18 protein-coding genes are annotated in these 20,529 nt (G+C 51.3%); 10 read left to right on the plus strand and 8 right to left on the minus strand.

What is annotated here, in order from left to right; translation table 11 throughout:
* Positions 1 to 105: 105 nt before the first annotated feature.
* Positions 106 to 678 carry a YhgE/Pip family protein gene (locus ACOJWD_RS08325; RefSeq protein ID WP_486992762.1) on the plus strand — a complete coding sequence of 191 codons (573 nt, stop codon included), beginning with the start codon at positions 106 to 108 and terminating at the stop codon, positions 676 to 678.
* On the opposite strand, the gene ACOJWD_RS08330 is transcribed toward ACOJWD_RS08325, so the two are convergent.
* Entirely contained in the window at positions 662 to 1,258 is a 597-nt protein-coding gene (locus tag ACOJWD_RS08330) for a hypothetical protein (RefSeq protein ID WP_486992763.1), read from the minus strand. The genes ACOJWD_RS08325 and ACOJWD_RS08330 overlap by 17 nt on opposite strands.
* A gap of 230 nt (positions 1,259 to 1,488) precedes the next feature.
* Between ACOJWD_RS08330 and ACOJWD_RS08335 the strand changes: the two genes are divergently transcribed.
* The 6 genes from ACOJWD_RS08335 to ACOJWD_RS08360 all read left to right on the plus strand — a co-directional run bounded on the left by ACOJWD_RS08335 (position 1,489) and on the right by ACOJWD_RS08360 (position 8,846).
* A complete protein-coding gene (locus tag ACOJWD_RS08335; RefSeq protein WP_486992764.1) occupies positions 1,489 to 2,949 on the plus strand; it encodes a hypothetical protein in 1,461 nt (486 codons plus the stop codon).
* Between the two features lie 323 nt (positions 2,950 to 3,272).
* Positions 3,273 to 4,502 (plus strand): MFS transporter, encoded by a 1,230-nt coding sequence (locus ACOJWD_RS08340; protein WP_486992765.1) that lies wholly within the window; start codon positions 3,273 to 3,275, stop codon positions 4,500 to 4,502.
* A 351-nt stretch (positions 4,503 to 4,853) separates the two neighbouring features.
* Positions 4,854 to 5,771, plus strand: coding sequence for a cytochrome c oxidase subunit II (locus tag ACOJWD_RS08345; RefSeq protein ID WP_486992766.1), 918 nt, complete (start codon positions 4,854 to 4,856; stop codon positions 5,769 to 5,771).
* 46 nt (positions 5,772 to 5,817) lie between these two features.
* The gene (locus ACOJWD_RS08350) at positions 5,818 to 7,794 is read left to right on the plus strand and encodes a cbb3-type cytochrome c oxidase subunit I (RefSeq protein WP_486992767.1); all 1,977 of its coding nucleotides are present in this window, start codon (positions 5,818 to 5,820) and stop codon (positions 7,792 to 7,794) included.
* Positions 7,791 to 8,408: a cytochrome (ubi)quinol oxidase subunit III gene (locus tag ACOJWD_RS08355; RefSeq protein WP_486992768.1), complete on the plus strand. Its 618-nt coding sequence runs from the start codon at positions 7,791 to 7,793 to the stop codon at positions 8,406 to 8,408. Before ACOJWD_RS08350 ends, ACOJWD_RS08355 begins: the two co-directional genes overlap by 4 nt.
* Before the next feature lie 57 nt (positions 8,409 to 8,465).
* Complete coding sequence (locus ACOJWD_RS08360) at positions 8,466 to 8,846, plus strand: cytochrome o ubiquinol oxidase subunit IV (protein WP_486992769.1); 381 nt, start codon at positions 8,466 to 8,468, stop codon at positions 8,844 to 8,846.
* Positions 8,847 to 8,987: 141 nt separating this feature from the next.
* On the opposite strand, the gene ACOJWD_RS08365 is transcribed toward ACOJWD_RS08360, so the two are convergent.
* The 7 genes from ACOJWD_RS08365 to pelF form a co-directional block, all read right to left on the minus strand.
* Entirely contained in the window at positions 8,988 to 9,311 is a 324-nt protein-coding gene (locus tag ACOJWD_RS08365) for a hypothetical protein (protein ID WP_486992770.1), read from the minus strand.
* Positions 9,312 to 9,350: 39 nt separating this feature from the next.
* Positions 9,351 to 10,136: a pseudouridine synthase gene (locus ACOJWD_RS08370; RefSeq protein ID WP_486992771.1), complete on the minus strand. Its 786-nt coding sequence runs from the start codon at positions 10,134 to 10,136 to the stop codon at positions 9,351 to 9,353.
* Positions 10,137 to 10,336: 200 nt separating this feature from the next.
* On the minus strand, positions 10,337 to 10,585 hold the full coding sequence (locus ACOJWD_RS08375; protein WP_486992772.1) for a hypothetical protein: 249 nt from the start codon (positions 10,583 to 10,585) through the stop codon (positions 10,337 to 10,339).
* Positions 10,586 to 10,826: 241 nt separating this feature from the next.
* Positions 10,827 to 11,831, minus strand: a complete 1,005-nt coding sequence (locus tag ACOJWD_RS08380) for a GGDEF domain-containing protein (RefSeq protein WP_486992773.1) — start codon at positions 11,829 to 11,831, stop codon at positions 10,827 to 10,829.
* Positions 11,832 to 11,959: 128 nt separating this feature from the next.
* Positions 11,960 to 13,984, minus strand: coding sequence for a hypothetical protein (locus ACOJWD_RS08385; RefSeq protein ID WP_486992774.1), 2,025 nt, complete (start codon positions 13,982 to 13,984; stop codon positions 11,960 to 11,962).
* Positions 13,977 to 14,486, minus strand: coding sequence for a hypothetical protein (locus ACOJWD_RS08390; protein ID WP_486992775.1), 510 nt, complete (start codon positions 14,484 to 14,486; stop codon positions 13,977 to 13,979). The genes ACOJWD_RS08385 and ACOJWD_RS08390 overlap by 8 nt, the downstream gene beginning before the upstream one ends.
* Positions 14,487 to 14,647: 161 nt before the next feature.
* Complete coding sequence (pelF, locus tag ACOJWD_RS08395) at positions 14,648 to 16,423, minus strand: GT4 family glycosyltransferase PelF (RefSeq protein WP_486992776.1); 1,776 nt, start codon at positions 16,421 to 16,423, stop codon at positions 14,648 to 14,650.
* 124 nt (positions 16,424 to 16,547) lie between these two features.
* Here pelF and ACOJWD_RS08400 point away from each other — a divergent pair, with 124 nt between their 5' ends.
* The 3 genes from ACOJWD_RS08400 to ACOJWD_RS08410 form a co-directional block, all read left to right on the plus strand.
* Complete coding sequence (locus ACOJWD_RS08400) at positions 16,548 to 18,140, plus strand: hypothetical protein (RefSeq protein WP_486992777.1); 1,593 nt, start codon at positions 16,548 to 16,550, stop codon at positions 18,138 to 18,140.
* 78 nt (positions 18,141 to 18,218) lie between these two features.
* A complete protein-coding gene (locus ACOJWD_RS08405) occupies positions 18,219 to 20,138 on the plus strand; it encodes a hypothetical protein (protein WP_486992778.1) in 1,920 nt (639 codons plus the stop codon).
* Between the two features lie 92 nt (positions 20,139 to 20,230).
* Positions 20,231 to 20,529: hypothetical protein (locus ACOJWD_RS08410; protein ID WP_486992779.1), on the plus strand; the 299-nt coding region annotated here is incomplete at its 3' end.

Genomic DNA, 20,529 nt, shown 5'->3' on the forward strand with positions numbered 1-20,529 from the left:
CGAAAAAGATTGTCCGAGTGAGATTCACACCGTACGGGCTGATACTGTACAAATACTTTGGCGCATCAGTCACACGAAAAATGTGGGTAATGATTAGCCCTGTGGGTGGGGGCGATTGTGGCCACAGTACTGGTACCGGGAGGACGATTTGACACGAAACGGGTGCATTCCCGACTCTGGCAAAGTCTCGGAATCTCCGGGTTACAAATAGGGTTTTTAGCGGTTGGAACAGGTTTGATTCTACCGGCTCATCCCGTTCATCCTCTGAGTTATTGGGCGACCATTGCGGGGGTCGGACTGGTATGGTGGTCTCTCATTCGTTTTCTTGTGGAAAAGCTTGGTGATGCAGGCCGGATTACGGGCATTGTCTTATTGGTGGTGCAGTTGGCGGGATCAGGGGGAACGTACCCGGTGATACTATCACCGAAGTTCTTTCAGATCATTCATCCCTATCTGCCGATGACATGGGCCATCCATGTGTTTCGATGGAGTCTGAGTAATGGATACCCTTATGTGGTAACAAAAGACGCGCTATATCTTGCCTCCTTAGGAGTGGCGGCGCTGGTCTTGACGCGTTGGTGGCCTAAGCAATGGTTATTCGAGGCGCCTGTCGCCGCAGATGAGGCCCAAGAGGTATCGTATACGCTACCAGGACCTGAGGTTAGTTCACCGAGCTAAACGTATTGGCAACTTCCTCAGTCGAGGACAGCGAATTATTGACTTGCGGATGGTAGAGTTGTAACCGGATGTAGGTGCCCGACACTTCGAATTCCAAGCGGTGCGTCGGGCCTCCCCCACCGGGAATAAATTCCCATTCTGCGGTGGCCCCGTTGCCGAGCGTAACGGCAGTTTCTCCCGTGGGTCGGTATGTCGAAGCAATGGGGTCGGGTGACTCCATCACGATCATGTTGTTATATTGAAGATTGAGGATGTCATCATCAGCATAGGCTTCCTCAAGTGTCGTTCCCGTATAGGAGGATTGGGGAACGAGAACCGTCATGTGAAGCGAATGACCGGCACTCACTAATATCGACATAAAAAGGTTGTAATTGATGGGTTCCATGGCATTCGGTGCAGGAATTGCTGAGCTTTGGGTGGAGTGCCGTGTCGGAGCGCGATGGGCCTTCACAACGGCGACCACTGGTGTCGGTCCGGGCAGCGGATGGGGCGACGGGAGAAGCTTCGACACGCCCATAAAGCCGAATATGGCGGCAGCTATGCCGAGAATTCCCAGTCCACCGATACGGAGATATTTCACGAGCCCCATCCCTCCCCTTGCCGTTGCATTATACCGAATTTATGGCAGTTTTGCCGCGCGAATAGCAAAAATCGGGGAAGATTATTTGAGGAATTTTCGTTGGAATATAGGATCTGTGGACGTGTTGCGCCCTCGACGTCACTGTAAAACCTAAGCGAGGTTAATTATCGCTCCTACCGACCCGCACGAACTCATGATAGGATGTGAAGGATAGGAGGATGGTCGAACGTATGGCAAACCCCAAGGACACAAGAGTCTTCAATCTACTCAGTGAAATGTTGGGATTGCAGGGCGAGGCCTTTATCGGGGCCGTTAAAGAGGCAGTGTGGGTTCCCGGAGCTGTAGACCAATTGGCGGATCTGATTATGCGCAGCCTTACCCCCGATGATGTGGCCCAGTTGGTCGGCGAACTACCGGACGAGGCTGAAGTAATGGCACTGATTGGACGCCTGTTGATCGGGCTGAACGATCACCCCGATCGGCTGGCTTTAGGGAAAGCGGTCATTACCCGAGCTCGGGAGATCGGTTCGGACGCCGAGCGGTATCTCTCCCCTTATGCATGGTATCCACCGGTGGAGGCGATTGAAGAAATCGTCGTTTCCCCCTATCGGTTGCATGCGGCCTCAATTATCGTGCGAATGAAGTGGGGGGGTCAATTTACCGGCATAGAGGCGGTGTGGATGATTCGCTATGACGCTAGTGACGTCGGTGAGGCCTATTTTGTCACGGATGACGCACATCGCGAGAGCTTTGATGAGATGCTCTGGTGGCCGATTTCCATGGATCAAGCGCTCGGACTTATTACTGCCGCGGGCATGTTGCAGTCGGCAGTGAACGAACGCTTTCCTTTTGAAAGCATGACAGGAGTCGGATTATGGATGGTATTGGCGGGTGGGCGAGAAGTTGTGCCATGGATTGATTGTGCCTACGCGTTAGAGCATGAAACCTTAGCCGCGCATGAAGTGGTGCTGGCATTTCTGAACGCGTTAAATAATCATGACTATCTTGCCGCATATGCTCTTATGGATGCGAAGGCGCGGCCGATCGAGGTTCTCGACTATATAGGGAATAAGATGCAATCTCAAGAGTCAGGAGAACTATGGAGACTGGGCGTAGAAGTGCAACGGCAGAGTGAAATCGACGCCGAGGTAGATGCCGAAGGATGGTATTGGGTCGACAGGACAATGGTGCGCCGCCACTGGAATTTCGTTCTCGGCCTTGACCAAGACCAGCACTATCGGATTCAAGCACAACAGGTTATGGAGGCGGAAGAACTCTCGGAGACCATTCTTCAACAATACCTTTCCCGTCATCCTCGATATTACGCTGAGGTGGCAGTCACCGATCTTGAGGACTTGGCTGATGTGTTGGATGAGCCCCCCATAGTGCTGACCGAAGGGGTGCTGTATTTCTCAGGCGGACCTGAGTTCGATTATCGGCAGCCTTTTGATGTTGGGCTGGCTACTGATCTCAGTGGAACGATTCTCGTCGAGGACGCGGGTGTGACGATGTTGCTTTTTCATCGTGACGAGCTGTCGTTACGTCGTGAAATTGCGCGACTGCAGGATGAAGAGGTCATTGGGGAGGTCTTTCGAACGGGCACGGTGACGTTAATTCAAGAGGATGATCTAAAGAATGCTGCGGCAGACGGTTTCGACGTCATTGACGCCATGCTTCAATCTTTTGAATAGACCTGGTGATAGACTCTTCGGGGCCACTGATGAGGATAGATAGGACGGAATCGCTTGTTCTACAACGTTTGGTTTGGATCCGTACACCGCATTGGGAACACTTTGGGACTGATGATTTCGTAAGAGCCCGATGCTATTTTTCTCTAGCTCCAGTGGGCGACGGGGATTCTCAAGAAAAGCTTACATATTTATTTTCGCCGTCTCTGATATTTGAAAGCACGGCGTGGTTGAGATGGTGGTGTGGGGATCGTGCCTGGGGCAGTATTGGCGTTATCCGTGAGGGGATGGTGTCATCGCACGTTGCAACGCTAAGGAGATGAGGAGTGGTGGCCAAGACATTTAGCCCGGAAAACTTTCACGCCCGTACGGGACCGTATCCTTTTTTAACTCTTGCCACGTTGTCACAGACAGGAATGTCCTTTGTGCAACAAGGTATCGTGGTGATGGGCGTCTTCTTTGCGGCACGGTATCACTTAAGCCTCGCCCAAATGGGGCTCGTGACCACGGCCCTGTCTCTTGGCGTGATGACGTCGATGGTCCTTATGGGGGCGGTAGTGGACCGTATTGGCCCAAGACGATTACTATTCTTGGGATCCGTTGTGATGTCAGGGCTTGCGCTGATGCTCAGTCTGGTTTCAGGGTTCGATGTTCTTTTGGTCTTACTGTTTTTCTTAGGCGTGGCGTTGGCGATTGCTCCCGCTTCAGGGACGAAAGCGGTGTTTACCGCGTTCCAAGATCGTCCACGTGGGATGGTCATGGGGATTCGTCAAACCGGTGTGCCCATCGGCGCTCTATTGGCGGCGAGTCTTTTGCCTCGTCTCATTACCGGCGTTGGCTACGACGGGGTGTTTTTTCTGTATGCAGGTGAACTACTGGTCTTGGGATGGGCGTTTAGCGCCAGTATGGCTCATTGGCCGAAATCATCACTCAAACGGACCGGCACCCGGGTGGGGCGCCCGCTACTGCGGGTGATCTGGCGTCCTGCGCTGGTGGCGGTTTTGTTGGTGTCCGGTCAATATGTTCTGTTAGCCTTTAGTTTGACCGATCTTCATCGCGTACATCACGTGTCCTTGGTCTGGGCGGGGTTAATCTTGGCGGCCGCTCAACTGGGAGGTGGAATAGGACGCGTGGTGACGGGCATCATTAGTGACCGTATTGGCGGGCGCCGACCACCAGTCATTATTTGGTGTGGGATTATTGCTGCTCTCATGTCCTTTATCGTCGCGTTCTTGCCGACCACCGTACCGGTCGGCCTCCTCTTGATCATTTGGTTTGTGTTTGGATTAGGCGCAGTGGGTTGGAATGCATTGACGATGGTATGGGCAGGAGAATCGGTTCCCGCCCAACATTCGGGATTCGCCATGAGTAGTGTGGGAACAGCCGCGTTTTTTGGTTCGGCGGTGTTCCCGCCTCTATTTGGTGCGGTGGTGGATGCCATGCATCGCTTCTACGCTGGGTGGATAATTTTGGGGATGGTCTTGACGTTAGCGGTGATCCTCACCTGGCAATTTGGACGTCGACCGCAAGCCACGGCTTCGCCATCGCCCTCGTGACGCCTTAGCGCCACTTACAACCATCCCGAGTATTCCGTCATCTCTGAGAGGTCATGGAGATGTCTAGACACCGAGAGAGATTGGCCGGCGTTGCTGGCTATTGCGCCGAGCGATGGCACCCTTTGCAAAATGCGGGAGATAAATCGATGAAATTGCTTCAAGATAAATTGATTGTCGGTTTCAATATTGCTATACTTCGAGTCAAGTAATCTAACGATTGCGATGGTTAGAATGTTACCGAGAGATTAATTAATATTTCTCCCCACTTGATGATTTCGTGGACCATGCCGAAATATCGTGTGGAGTTGTTATGCCGTGGGTAAAGAACTTTTGGGTAGAGGTGGTTTTGTGATGTTCCGAAAGTGGTTTAAGAGACCCTACCGGAAACTGGCACTAATGGCGCTTGCGGCTGGGGTATTGAGCGCTGGGTGTGGCCAGCAATACGTATTGCTGCATCCACAGGGGCCAGTTGCGAAAAGTGAACTGCATTTGATCGTGCTTGCGTCTGTGGCGATGGCCATTGTCATCGCGATTGTGTTTACCTTATTCTTTTATGTGGTCATTCGATTTCGTGATACTCCCGGAAATAAGGCGCCATACCGTCCTGAGTGGCACAGCCACAAATTTCTTGAGGTGCTTTGGTGGGTGCTTCCTGCTGTTTTGTTAACCATTATTGCGATACCAACCGTAAAGACGACGTTTAGTCTTGCCCATCTTCCGAAAACCAAGGATCCGGTGGTGATTGATGTGACCTCGCTTTCTTGGAAGTGGTTATTTCAATATCCGGGGAAGCACATTGCGACGGTTAACTACGCGGTCATTCCGGCAGGGAGGCCGGTGCTGTTTGAATTGACGGCTGACTCCGCCATGAATACGTTTTGGGTCCCTCAATTGGGTGGAATGGAATATACCATGCCTAACCGCGTCCTGCCGTTATGGCTTGAGGCATATAAGCCTGGGACCTATTGGGGACATAGTGGCCAATATTCTGGGGTCGGGTTTGCCAAAATGTTTTTCAACGTGAAGGCGGTTTCGACAGCGAATTTTCAGGCTTGGGTTAATAGCACCCGCGTGACCGCCAAACCGATGACATTGGCAGATTATGAGGGATTGTTAAAGTTTAATACGGTGGGCGTGTCCACATATAGCAATTATCCTGCGGGGACATTCCCCTCCATTGCCAATGGATTTACCTTGAGTGGAAATGGGATGTACACCATTATGCGTGACAAGAAAGATATCATGTACATGCCGATGACCATGCCGTAGGACGCGTTGCGTCATTTGAGGTTCACATGTTGAAAGGTGGATAAGTATGCCGTCATTTGTAACCTATCTCATTCATACGCTCTTCCCTCCTGGCGTGCGCTTGCCGGACATTCTCGCCATTGATGCGGGGCTGATTATTGGAGTTATCGGCATTGTGGCCCTGCTCACCAAGACCAAGCGTTGGGGCTGGCTCTGGCGCGATTGGCTCACGACCGTGGACCACAAACGGATTGCGGTGCTCTATTTAATTGCAGCACTTTTGATGCTGATGCGTGGGGGAATTGATGCGCTCATGTTGCGTACCCAGTTAGCGCTTCCTACGTCGCATTTTATGCCGGCGTCGCAGTATGATGAGGTCTTTACCACGCATGGGACGATCATGGTCTTCTTCATGTCCATGCCCTTTATTTTTGCACTTTTTAACGCCGTCGTTCCGCTCATGATTGGAGCGCGCGATGTGGCGTTCCCGCGCCTAAATGCAATGAGTTACTGGCTATTCGCCTTTGGGGCCATTTTGTTCAACGTATCATTTCTCATCGGTGGATCACCGAATGCTGGGTGGACGGGTTATGCTCCTTATACGGGACTGGCCTTTAATCCGGGGCCGGGAGAAAATTATTACTTTCTTGCGCTCTTTATCGCGGGAATGGGTACGACCATGACGGGGGTTAATTTTCTGGTCACCACCATCCGCATGCGTGCGCCCGGCATGACACTTATGAAAATGCCGATGTTTGTATGGTCCACCATGGTGACATCGGCACTCATTCTGTTTGCGTTTCCTCCGCTGACGGTGGCGGTGGCCATGAGTCTTCTCGATCGCATTGCGGGGTCCCACTTCTTTACGTTGACGCAGGGTGGGATGCCGATGATGTATACCAACCTGTTCTGGCTATTTGGACATCCAGAGGTGTACATTTTAGTCATTCCCTTATTTGGCGTCTTTTCTGAAGTCGTGGCGACCTTTTCTAAGAAGCAACTGTTTGGTTACCCCGTGATGGTGGTGTCCATCGTGGCCATTATGTTTCTGGCCTATGGCACTTGGGTCCATCACTTCTTTACCATGGGCGCGGGTCCTGCGGTAAATGCCTTCTTTGGGCTTTCCACCATGCTCATCGCCATTCCGACGGGAGTGAAAATATTTAACTGGATTTTTACGATGTGGGGTGGACGCATTCAATTTACCACCGCCATGCTCTACCAGTTAGCGTTCATTCCCACCTTTGTGATTGGTGGTGCCACCGGGGTGCTGTTGGCCGTGGTTCCGGCAGACTATCAGTTTCATAACACCTATTTCTTAGTGGCGCACTTTCATAACGTGCTCATTGGTGGAACTTTGTTTGGACTACTATCAGGGATGTACTATTGGTGGCCGAAGATGTTTGGCATGAAGCTCAATGAGACCCAAGGGAAATGGGCATTTTGGCTTTATTTCATCGGTTTCTGGGTGACCTTTACCCCCCAATATATGCTGGGACTCAAGGGAATGACACGTCGTATGTACACCTACCCGGCAGGATTCGGGTGGCATGACTTAAACGTGATTTCGACCTTTGGCGCGTTCATCATGGGTGCAGCATTTGTGGTGATGGTCTACAACATTGTCTGGAGTGTCCTATATGGTGAACGGGATATGACCGGGGACCCGTGGAACGGTCGCACCTTAGAATGGTCGATCCCCTCGCCTGCACCGGAGTACAATTTTGTGCGCATCCCGGTCATCAAGGATCGGGACCAGTGGTGGCATATGAAACAAAATGGGCAGTCTCTCGCTAATTTGGGCCCTGACGATGTGCACGATATTGAGATGCCTAAGAATTCCGCGATTCCCTTCTTAATCGGTCTAAGCTTCTTTGTGATGGGCTTTGGATTGACGTTTAAGTGGTGGATTGTGGGAGGCATCGGCGTGGCCGGCATTATATTGTGCTTGGTCTTCTCAGGCTTTGACTATGATGACCATCACCATCTCCATGCCGATGTTATTCGCCAAACGGAAACGGCTTTAGGGAGGTTACAAGGATGAGTCTTTCAGTGACCGAGGACCACGCACAACAACAATTACCACTGGAATTTGCTGACGAAAAGGAAAGCATCAAAATTACCGGGTTTTGGATGTTCTTGGTAACAGACGTGCTCATTTTTGGTAGCCTCTTTTCCACCTATGCGGTGTACCATACGGCGGTCGCTCAAGGCCCGACATCGCAAGAGCTCTTTAAGATGGGTCCCGTGCTGATCGAGACCTTACTGCTTTTGACCAGCAGCTTTACGATAGGGCTCGGAATTTATGCGATGCGCAAGCATAACGTGCGGGCCACGATGACATGGCTGGTGATTACCATGTTGTTAGGTGCAGGATTCGTTGGTACCGAGGTGCACGACTTCGTCAGTTTCGCGGCACAGCATGCGACCTGGCATACCAGTGCCTTTCTATCGGCTTTTGATATCTTAGTGGGGACCCACGGAGCGCACGTGAGTTTTGGGATTTTTTGGGCGCTCACACTACTGTTTCAGTTGAAAAAGCGAGGCATTACGGCGAAAACGGCGCGAAAACTGTATACGTTCTCGCTTTATTGGCACTTTCTTGATATCGTCTGGATTTTCATCTTTACGTTCGTCTATTTGAACGGCAAGATTTGAGCATCAAGATAGGTTGATGCGCAGCGACGATCATAGGACTTAAGGGAGGCGAATGCGGTGTCGGATAGCGCGGAATTTATTACGGTAGAGCAAGCATACCAAGAAGATAATGATAAGAACTTAACCTTTCTGAAGCCTCGCTTTCATGAAGAAAAGTTCCCATCGATTCAAATTGCGGGTTACATTGGATCGCTGGTGTTGACGTTCGGGGCATATTTTATGGTCATGGACCATATGTTGCCTCCGGTGTCGCTCTTGGTGGTGATATTGACTTTGGCTGTCGGGCAAGCGGTCCTGCAGTTGGGAGTGTTTATGCACCTTCGCGAGAGTCGAGGGATTGCTTGGCAAATGATTCCTCTTTTTCTGGTATTTTTTATTGCCGCAGGCATGGTGGGAATGTCGATTTGGATTATGTTGTTTAAGTCGGGAGTATCCTAATAGCCTTATTTGCTACAAAATGGCGCCCTTCTTGTATCATGAAGAAGGGCGCCATTTTAGTAGCACTATCGGGTTTAAACACGGAAGGGTGGGGGCTCTCCCTTAATTCATCAGGGTACCAGGGGCCCCCGTAGACGAGAGCTAAGATTCTTCGCTCACCATAATCTCATAGGCTCTATCGTCATGTTCCAGCGTGTATTGTTGCATCAGGTCAGAGGCCTGACGAAGGGTTTTCTCGGTGCCTTTGAGGAACTCTACGGCGTCTCTTTTCATCAGGCTAAAATGGACGACCACACCCTCATACAAATCATGCTTGATGATCCAGTCAATCTGCTGATGACGATCCACCGTTAGAGTGCCCTGATCAAAGATGTCCCCTTGTCGCGTGTCGGGTTCATGGATGAAGGTATCCAGAGCGTCTAGGTGTTGGTGCGAGACCTTGAGTGTACCATGCCAACTTGTCATATTACCTACCACCTCCATGCTGAGAGAGTACCATTCTGCTTAAAAGAGCCCTAAAGCCTTTTTCAGGCGATGGCGGTCAAAACCGACTGAGGTTTGCCCATTTAACCGAATCACCGGAATGCCGCGGTCGTCGCCCCGTAACTGGCGCATGACGGCGACATTCGCTTCTTCAGTGAGCGAATAGTCTACATAGGCAAACCCGTTATAGCTGAGAAAGGCTTTGGTGCCGTTACATACGCTACAGGGCGGCACCGTATAGAGCTCCAAGGAGGGAAGCCAAATGCGATCTCCGAGGGCCGCTGTCACGGTCTTCTGCGGTGTCCGGACCGTTAATCGATAAAGAACAAAATAGATGTCTTCAGCGTCCGAGTGAAGCCATTCTTTTCGCAGTTGTGTGGTATCGCCGATGGAGCTATCAATGTCCCAGACCCCCTTATCTTGATAAGACTGGTGATCAAATATCGTCACTTGATCATGTGAGTGTGGGACTGTTGACGAAGGAGCCAGTACGCGAAACGAAAACATGATGTCACCGGCTGCGTACTGGTTTCTGAGGACTTCGGCCATCTCATCAGATTTAGCAATGAGGACCAGACCGCGGTCTGGGTGCGCTAGCGTATGAATGACCCCCGGCCTATGGCTGGTTTCCATCTCTGCCAGCCAGCGGTTATTGTGTAAGAGGCGATTCACGACACTATCGGTGCCTTGTTGATTGTCGGGATGTACAGCTAGTCCCGGTGGCTTATCCGCCATAAGAAATGTTGGACCCTCATACCAAAGGTCAATTGGTGCTTCGTTAACGGCAATGAAAGGAATTTTATCCATACGCGCATTCGCTCCTTGTATCGTCCAGCGTTCGTGATGAGTTTATTGTCCTCTCTTCGTCTTCCTCTGGCAAGTCTTATACCCGGGTCGCAATACTCTTAGGAACGATATCTCATTCGATTTCTTGGCTCACATTGCTGTGCTGAGACAGACAGGGCGATTTCGCGTGCAAATGAATGCCACTGCAGCGGTCCATCGTATTAGAGGCGATGAGACAGGCGATGTCCCCAGCGCGAGTATTCTCCCATACCATTTTTGATGGATTTCCAGGCAAAGTGTCCTATAAGTTGAACGACCGGTTTAATTGTGGCCAGGGATGCGTTGTGAATGTTGATATGGGTGATAAGCAATCCCACCCCGACTAAAGCTAGGACAACCCAAAATAACGGACGTAGGAAACGAAAAATGGCAACGCCAATCAGAAAAAAAATAGCGATAGTGAGAAGCATCGAGGGTCCCCCTGGTTATTCGACTGCTCACTAGCTTAGGGGATACGGCTGTCCTTAAGCAATATTTAATTGGGGTGATATCCGATCCTATCAGGACTAGTGCAGCAACACCAATCATGGTCAGGACTAAACGCGTCATGTCTTGGGGCCATTGTGATGATTGGTATGAGTGGGGTCATGGGAAGATGGATAGGAATAGGAATTGGGGTGTGAATGCGCCCTAAGGGGCCCGGTACCTAATTTATCGGGAAATGGGTTCCTTGCGGGACCATTTGTCCTCATACATAGCTTGCTCGGCTTCTCGCGTTAATTCAAAAAATGCCATACCTCGTTGGTAGGAGGCACCTCCTATACTGATATAAGGAATGTGTTCATCCCGGTATTGACGGAGTTGTAAGATGAGCTGCGGTAGGGGCTTAGTGCCCGTGCGAAGGAGAACTACAAATTCATCGCCATGCAGCCGGAATACTCGCGTAGCGGGACCTATAATGTCGATTACCATGGCTTGCAACTGATGAGCGGTTTGTTGAATTAATCGATCGCCGGCGGCATGCCCCCTGAGGTCGTTGACTTGCTTGAGATTATCCATGTCCATAAAAAGCAATCCCTCTAAATCACCAGTGGATTCGAGCCGCAGCATTTCATCGCGGAAAAAGGGGGCGCTGAAACACGACGTTAAGGTGTCTATTCGACGATCCAAGCTTTGTTCCACTAAGACGGACGCGATGGCCAAAAATGGGGTGAGAAGTGCGGCCGTTTCTTCTGTGGGGATACGATGATTGAACGGTTCATCGGCCGTGACATTACCGAGCGGTTCACCTCGCGACGAAAGGAGGGGCGCATACAGCATGTCATCGGGATGCCAATACCCTGGACCTTTCCATTCAATGTCTGATGATAGAAAATACGCGTCAGGATCCTCGTAAATGCGGTAGAGCTGCTCATGGGAGACGAAATAGAGATTGCCTAGGTTGGTCCCATGTTCGCGAACCAACCCATATTCTTCCGCTCCTAAAGTATCGTGCGTTTTAAGCCATACCTCTTCATCGTGGGTGAGCCCTGCCCATCCAAAAAGCTTTTCGCCATACTGGTCGGCATAAAGCTGAAAAGCGACTCGACGAAATAAGCCAGCTTCGACCACGGCTTCCGCCATGGCGGTTAGTTTTTGCGGAAGAAGAGGCTTTTCGATGGCTTGCCGACTACGAAGCAAAAAAACCCGTAGCACCTCTTCTGAGTTTTGTTCCACTGTTTTCCTCCCAACCCATAACGGCATTGTTTAGTGATATGTATGCGAATTCTCCCTTTTGGATAGGAATCCTTCTTTAGCCTTCAAGATTATTTCGACAACATAGTGATAGGTCGCATTCCGACCAATTAGAATACCATGTGCACAATGAGATCAGGCAAGAAGCCGGCCTGTTCGACGCGTTGGACTAGATCCGGGGTAATAAGGTCTCCAGACCGCGCTATCACCTCAGATTCGCTATAGATATCTTGTCCTACGCGTTTTCCGAATAAAAATGCGCGTACATCAAGGCTACCAGAATCATTAGATTCAACCGGCATGGGTTGTGGAATGGAAGACATGGGGATGGATGGTTGAGTAAACGGCGGTGATGTCGCAGGATGAGTCGGAGCACTGGGTTTAGCCGTACGGCCTGGCACCCCATCCGTCCATGACGGGATAGGAATGGCGGTCTGGTCGTGAACCGAGTCCATTCCTGGGAGGGGTTCTTGGTCAAAAGTGTCTGGTATTACAGAAAAGGTGGCTGACGAAAGCACCGGAGCGTCACTTTCGTCTGCTCCGGGAAGTTGTAACAACACTCGGGCGGAGTCGGCTTGTAAAGAGGCCTGAGATTCTCCATACCACGAAGGGCCTGACACCCGTTCCTCGCTTGCGGTTGCAGTCGAGTCTTGAGTGATTGGTGCCGGCTCGAATGATACAGACGCGCTATGTGTATCTAACGCGGGACCGTTGTCCCACACGACATTGGTTCGGGATGGTCTTTCTTCCGCGTCCGGCAACAGTGCACCACTCGCTTCAGCGCCATGAACCTCTGTGCTGACTAAGGGGTCTTCGTGGACGGACGCTTGAGGTTGGCTACGCATGGGTTCCATCACCGACGCGCTAAGGTCAGGACTAGTCGCCGAGACTGGCCTGTCTTCCACAGCTTCCGGAGCCGAATCAGAGTTTACTGTCGTTTCTGGATCAAAAACACGTTTCTCGTCGTCTATGGATGTTGAAGACACCCCACTCTCTGGTCCACTGGGCTCGGAAGGCGCCACCTCTAGTGGGTTAGCCGGGTTCTCTTCATCTGCCGGAAGAGGAGCCACTAGGTCAATCCCATTGCTGGCGGGCGCGGAAAAGCGTAATGCTGGGTCGAACGTACCCGTATCCTCCGCTGTACGAGATTCAGATGCGATGTCGTCTACCGCTGTGCCGTGGGCTGATGAGGGGGTGGGGACATCTACACTCTCGGGAACGGTGAACGACGAGAGGGGGACCTCCGTCGATGGAGCGGGGACGCTGCCGTCGTTGGCATGTGATGAAAGGCGATGGATTTGATCGGTATCCTTAGGTCGAGGCTTCTCAAAGGTTTGATAGAAGTCCCGAAGGCTATCTAGCGTGGTAGCACGGTATTGTGCGCGTACCATCAGATTTTTTAGCCTCAAGACCTGCACATCGTCTGCGTGTATGATTCTGGAGTCGGTAAGGCTATAGGCGACAATGGCGGGAGGCACGGTGGTCATAATCACCGAATGGAGCACACCCACCTCTTCTCCGGTTCTCGAGGTCACTTGTACCATGCCGGGGAGGATACGGATCTGGGTTAGTACTCCTTGAGCGAGCGATTCCTGGTGAAGCGGTCCTGGCACCCCTCCCAACACTGTAGCTACCCAGTCCTTCCAGACGGTTTCGATGGTGGTGGAAGAATACTGTTGATTGGCGAGAGCTTGTGATTCTTGTAAAACGCGCGTGAGGTTTTCAGACAGTTGCCAAATGACGGTTTCGGTGTGGTTTACTTCGCGTTCTGCGCGGGACTGGGTGGCTTGGAGTACAGCCATCCGTTGACGATGCAATTGGTTGAGCCGTTGAATTTCTTGATTGGCTCCCTCTTCCGCAAAGCGACCGTTAATTTTTTCCCTCTCCAACTGCAACTGCAAGCGTTCGCACTCCATTTGGATGTGATTCGACATATCGGCCAAGGTTTTTTGACGTTCGTTAAACCGGGCGATTTCGAGCGAGAGGCGTTGCACTTGATCGGTGAATGCGTGTTCTTTCAGAGACTCATCATGCCACAGGTGCTCCACGTATAGCGAAAAATTCTTTTTTCTGTACCCAAAAAAGCCGCGCGGCAATTCTTCCGCCGGATTACGCGAAGACGAGATTTCAGGCATGGCGACCACCCTCGAGGGCACGCGCTTCTATAGAGATATTGCTGGCACCATCATGAGCGGGGTACCCGCTATCTTGGCTCTCGGGGACGCCCTTTAATACAGGGTCGGTCAATGCTTCAATAACCGCACGAATTTGGGTGGGCACCATCTGGATCGCCTTTTGCAGTTGATCACTGTATGCTCGATTCTCCTCAATGATATTCCACAACTTCTGCTCTTCTACGTCAAAGCTTTCGCGCGCCTGATTCATCATTTCTTGAGCGCGCACCGTCAGTGTCGAAAGTTCACCAGAGAGGCGAAAATAGGTCGCCTGCAGGGATTTTAATGTCACTTCAGACTGCTCGATCAGTGTTTCAGATGCTTTCAGTTGGGTGCGTAATTCGTCCAACTGCGACTGGCGACGCTGTTCTTGTTCTGCAAGATGGGATTCAAGGTCCTCAAGATACCGATTGGCATCGGCAACTCGATAGCCTAGCAAGGCTTTTCGGGTCGGTCTTGACATAAAAATCCCTCCTTGTAAGACCGTTGTCACGGCCGGTGCGATGATGGCTTGCAAGATGTGTTGACCTCACCGTGACATCTTGGGGACCAATAAGACAAGCAATCTCTATAAACTATATTCATAGTACTGGCCAAGGCCCTAAATCACAAGCACTAGTCGCCTTATCCGACTTGGGCTCGTTCATAGTGGAAAACATTTTCAAGCATTTTGGCTTTGAGAAGATATTGTGTGGCCTGATGGGTCTTACCGCCGCGCCAGGCGAGATTCGCCACTTCCGCTAACAGCGGTACCGCTGCCGGATGATTACCTAAGAGCGACAGCGCTGTCAAAAATTCTTGTTCCGCCAATAGCGATTGTCCAAGACGCTCGAGGAGGACTCCGCGAGTCACTGCCAAAAGGGCGGGATCGGCGACAAAAATGGCTTCTCTATCGGGCTGGGGCACGTCGCCGTGCCGCTGCCACCGCTGATAGAGGGCAAGGAACCGGGACAGGGTATCTGATATTTCAAAGTAGGTAAGCGCCCGTTCCCGCGCCGCTCGCCCAAGACGGTGTCGCAACTCCGCGTCTTGAGCCAACATGGCAATGCCGAGTGCTAATTGTCCGGGATCGCGTGAGGGCACCAGGATTCCGGTGCTCCCCAGTGCTTCGCGGGTGCCACCGACATCGGTCGCCACCATGGGGATGCCTGACATCATCGATTCGATGGCCGAATAGGGGAAGGCTTCAGTCACACTGGACTGGACGGCTAAGTCGGATTCGCGATAGACCCTGCCCATATCATCGGTGTGACCCGAAAATTCGACGATGTCACCCAACTTCAAATGACGGGCTAAAGCCATGATTTCTTCATTGTATTGGGGTACCGAGATAGACCCTTGCACCTTGACCTTGATAGGGATACCGAATGAATGAACCAGACTGACCGCTCGTAGCAAGGTGTCAAGATCCTTATTCGGATCGATGCGAGCCACCGACAATACCCGCAATGGTTCCGCCGTCTTAGTCGCTCCTACTTCCAGGCGCGGGCTTTCACGGTCCGTTGGATGGAATCTTTTGGCACTGACGCCGTTATAGATGACGCGAATCTTTTCTGCGTTAGCACCGAGGACCCGTTCCCAGCGTCCGTTGAAGGCGCATACGGGCGACAACTCATCGGCATAGTACAGATTTTCTTTGGAAATGGCTTTGACCATGCTAATCAGAAATCGCTTCGAAAACGGCGTCATGTTGCTGCGACCAATCGAGAGATATTGTTCGCGTAAGTACACTCCGTGCTCAGTCAATACATAGGGGGTACCACTCTCTAGCTTTGATACAATGCCGACCATCCCACAGAACGCAGCGGCGGAGGAATGCACCACGTCCACGGACGGAATGGCGGTGTTTAGGACCGTAAGAAAGTGATAAATCCAGCCCAATCCTTGAACCGATTCAAACACCGTCGGTTCGCTCCAAAATCCTCGCTGAGCCGTCTGCAGAGCCCAAGTTTTGAACAGTGTCCACACGTCGTTCGACTTAAAGGTTGTATAATAATCGTAAAGACGAAAGAATTGATACATTTCCACTAACGATTGACCAAGACTACCAGCTTCGCCGACTTCCGACAAGCCATTCAAAAACTTCTCAAATGCCGGCAAAAATCTGACGTTGATTTCTTCAGCGCCCGTTCGCTGTTTCTGGAGAAAAATTTCCGAATAGGCCAGTTCTTCGCGATGTTCTGAGGGATCCTGCATGCCCCAAAGAGGGACAGAGACAATTCTTTGCACATTTCCAGGAATGTCAAATAAGACGGAGACATACGGATTCATGGCAATGGCAAAAATCGTAAAGTCGACTTCTGGGATTTGATGCACCAATGTATCGCACCAGGTGCTGACTCCTCCTTGGTGATACGGATAGGTGCCCTCGGTCGCCAAAAGAACACTTGGTCTTGCCATCGCCATACTCCTTTAACTCGGATCGACATCATCCAACATTAATTTGCTAAAAATTAATTCTTCGTAAAGATTAGTATATGATATATGTAGTAATTTGTCATGTAAAATTATGGAGGAACTATGGATGGGAGTGTCGCCACGCGCGAGTGACCGAGGTCGCGGATGGGCTCAACTGCGCATTAAGGTACAGGAGACGAATCCAGATATTCAAGATCCCCTAGACGTGGCGGCCGTTCTGGAGTCTCTGGGGTGGACGGATCGGCGCATCGAAGCGGCCTTTGGATATGTGGATGTGTTTGCTGCGGCGGAAGAACTGTTTTTGGATTTTCGACGGCAGGTGGTTCAGGCGCCGCTACCCATTCAACTTGTGATGACGCGTAAGGCGCTTTTTTTCTCTATCATTCGCGATTTTGGTCACGGTATCACGTTTACATTGCCGATGATTGTCTCGGTGATGGCGATGATTACGCTGCACATCTCTTTTGCATCCTATCAATACTTTTCGGTCTCTAATGCTACGGCCATCGCCTTGGCCACATTTCTGAGCTTTTTGACAACCGGTGGATTTACTCAGGCCATGACCAACGTATATTACGTGCTAATGGGAATGCAGAAGGCTCAAGAAATTGAATCCACGGTGTTTTTGGTCATGCGGTGGGCGATTGCACTAACGTTGGTGGTTGCAGGATTAATTGTGGTAGGTGATTTTGTATTCCCGATTATTCCAGAGCATTTAGTGCTGTTAATGATTTTGTACACCGTCATGCTATCGCTCTTATGGCTTTCGTTTACGGGACTTTATATCTTGCGCCAGGAGTATATGCTGACGTTTATTACGGTTGCGGCCATTGGGGTGGCCTATGTATTGCATCGGCATGGAATGCCGGTGCAATGGGCGCAGGCGGTCGCGATGGCGGTGGCGTCATTTGTATCGCTGGGAACATCGCTTCTCTTGTTTAGAATTCGTACCCGAGAGTATCGTGCGATCACCGGAGCCTTTAAGACGCGATTGTCCCAGTTGGCCCATGGGGCGAGTACGTATTTCCTTTATGGAGTCCTGTATTTTGTCTATATCTACGTGGATCGCTTGGTCGCTTGGTCGTCGCAGACCACCTATCTTCCTTATAACATTTGGTTTCGCGGACAGTATGAGCTTGGCATGGACTGGTCTCTTGCGGCCTTGTTTTTACCCTTAAGTGTGGCAGAAGTGCTCATTTCGTTTGTGATGCGTCGGATTGAACGGCTGGAGCATCAAATGCTGATTGGGGGTGCGCGAGAGTTTTTTGTGCGGTTGCGCACCACCTATTTCACCGCACTGGCAGTGTTTGCGGGCCTGTCGATCGTTGGGGTCTTTATGATTCGCATTGCTGTGCGCCTCTTGACACCCCTCAGCCTATTTCGAACCGCAGTGCCGGTTCACGGCGTCGAACCGTTTGTTTTTGCCGTGTCTAGTTGGGCCTATGTGCTCTTTTCGGTCTCGATTTTTAATATCTTGTTGCTGTTTACGCTCTCTCATCCCCGGCCCGCTTTGCGCCTTTTAATGTCGGGGATTTTAGTGGATCTGATTGTCGGAATAGCAGCGACACAAATACTGAATGGCTATCAATATGCTGTATTAGGGCTGGTGGTGAGCGCCGCATTTATGGCGATTTATAGCACTTATACGGTGCTGAGAATGCTGCCCAAGGCGGACTATTTTCTGTATCGCTTGACTTAGGCCATTTAGCGGGCACCCAACGCTGATAGACGGATGGATGGATGAGCAACCCATGGATGGAAGAAGGATAGACACAATATGTATTTGGGGTCATCGATTATAGACGAAATTCACGTATTACTGGCAGTGCTGGTGATGTTTATCCTCCTCCCTCTCTGGGCCATTCGTCGTGTGAAAGGCGAAGGGTGGATGGCGACCTACATGATCACAGCCGGTGTGGCATTTTGGGCTGCCGTTGCGACGATTTTATCCTATGCCGGCTTAGTGCGGTACGCAGTATTGTTTGTGGTGGTAGTCGGGGCATTAGTGGTTACGCACCGCTTGGGTCAGCGGGAGGCGAAGCCCAAGGAAGGCCCAACGGGCCACTTTTGGGATCTCTTTGAGTCGCCGGGACCCGCATGGCGGAACATCAAACAGCAAGTGTCGGCGAGCCTTGCTGAATGGTGGAATGAGACGCTCACGACGTATGGGGTTGTGGGAATAATTCTTATGGTGGTGGCCGTAGGATGGGCGCTTGTCTACGGGTCGTATCCTCTTTTAAGACAAGCAGATCCGGGAACACCCCAAGGCTACGTCAATCTGTTGCGCATTGCGAGCTTGGCCACCAATTCCGGAGTCTATGCGAGTGGATCGGCGCCGTTGGGCTTGCCGGCTCTCGGGGCGTCGCTGGCGACAGCATTTTTCCTCCCGTCGATGGACGTGTTGCGATTTCTCTATCCGGTGGCGGATGTGTTTACCGTCATTGCTGTAGGGGCCGTGACATACCAGTTGACCAAGGTAGGACAAATTACCGCACTCGCCATGTTTTTAGTGAGCGTGTCGTCCATTGCCCATTTTGGATTTCCGATCAATTTTGAAAGTCCATTGACCCTCCACTGGGCGCTCATTATGGTGATTATGGCGATTACCCAGGCGTTGGCATTCCAAGAGAGACCGACCCGCACGCAAGGCACCTACATCATGCTTTCACTGCTCGCGGCAAGCCTCATCAGTCCACCCGTCGCGGTTGTCGGATACCTGGTGGCCATGATGGTCTTGGGAAGGCCCCAGGACCCTGAGGCACGCGTGGCTGTGGTCTATACGGGAGTGTCAAGCGCGGTGGGAGTACTCTTCGGGGGCGTGCCTCTGGCCATAGGATACGCCACAGGACATCCATTGAGTCCTGATGGCTGGCTATTGGCACCGTTTCCGGCGCTGACGCCTCTATGGCATAATGCCGGACAAGCGAGTGATTGGATTATCTTCGTTGCGCTGGTGTTGGTGGTGGTGAGCCGACTGAGTCCAAAGAAGTCCCCCAGGTCGAGTCGACTCGCTCTGGCCATGGGGATGTTAGCGATCGTGGCAGGGCTCTTTGGGCATTTAAGCGTTGTCGCCAGCACCATTCTGTGGAGCGATATTTTAGGGCTGATGGTGTTGGTGATGGCGCTGGATTTACTGCTCACACCGATACTGAACTGGTTCCATTCTGCCGTTGTGACCAATGTTGTGATGATTGTGGTGGCACTTCTCGGGCTAGCCACCCCGGCTAGTGCCGTGACCTTAACTCAATATGCGCCGCCTTTAGCGGGGGAAGCCACGAGCCGTATCGAAAATAGTTTTCCTCCCTATCAATGGACCATTATCTCTCCGGTACAACAGTATAGTGAGGTCCTGGGCAAGGGATGGCAGATGGAAATCGCGAGCTTTGTGACGGAGTATTCCTTGAAAGATGCCGAGAATGCACACTATGAATTGGACCGTGATGCGCACTATCCGATATTGACACCGGACATCTTCTTATATGTCGAACCGCGGATCTTTCCGAGTGGTCGACGTGTCACACGACAGGACCTGACATTGCCGTTGGGATCAGGGAATTCCCTATACCAAGGGGCCTCGCTTCGTGGCATTGAAGCTCGCGCTTATTATTGGGCACTGGCCTATCACCGCAGCCATCCGCGAACCAGTGAATTTTATGTCAAAAGCCCGAACCTGATGGTATTATGGATTCGTCAATGATATTCCTCTCGTGAACTATTAATCGATAGTACTTTGGGCTTTTAGTGACACTGAAAGTCAACGGTATTTTCTATACCGAGGGGGGGATAGGTGTGGGGCTGTTGAATGGCTCGTCTCGCGCGCAGTTAGGCGAGATGAGTTTAGAGGGGATACTCAATAACTTACATCCTCCTTATGAACTCCAAGGTTTCCTACTGGTCATCTTAAATCAGATTGCCCAGTGGATACCGGCGGAGGGCTACTATGCGTATACCGCTGACCCTGATGAACATCAACTCACTCTTCGGGTGACGCGCACTCCAACCGGGATTGCCGCAGTGGGCCCCAATTATGCTGGGCTTGTTTTAGGAGGAACACTACATAGTGTGCCGCTCGAGATTTCTCCTCTGTC

The sequence above is a fragment of the Sulfobacillus sp. TH-112 genome (genome assembly GCF_057473405.1).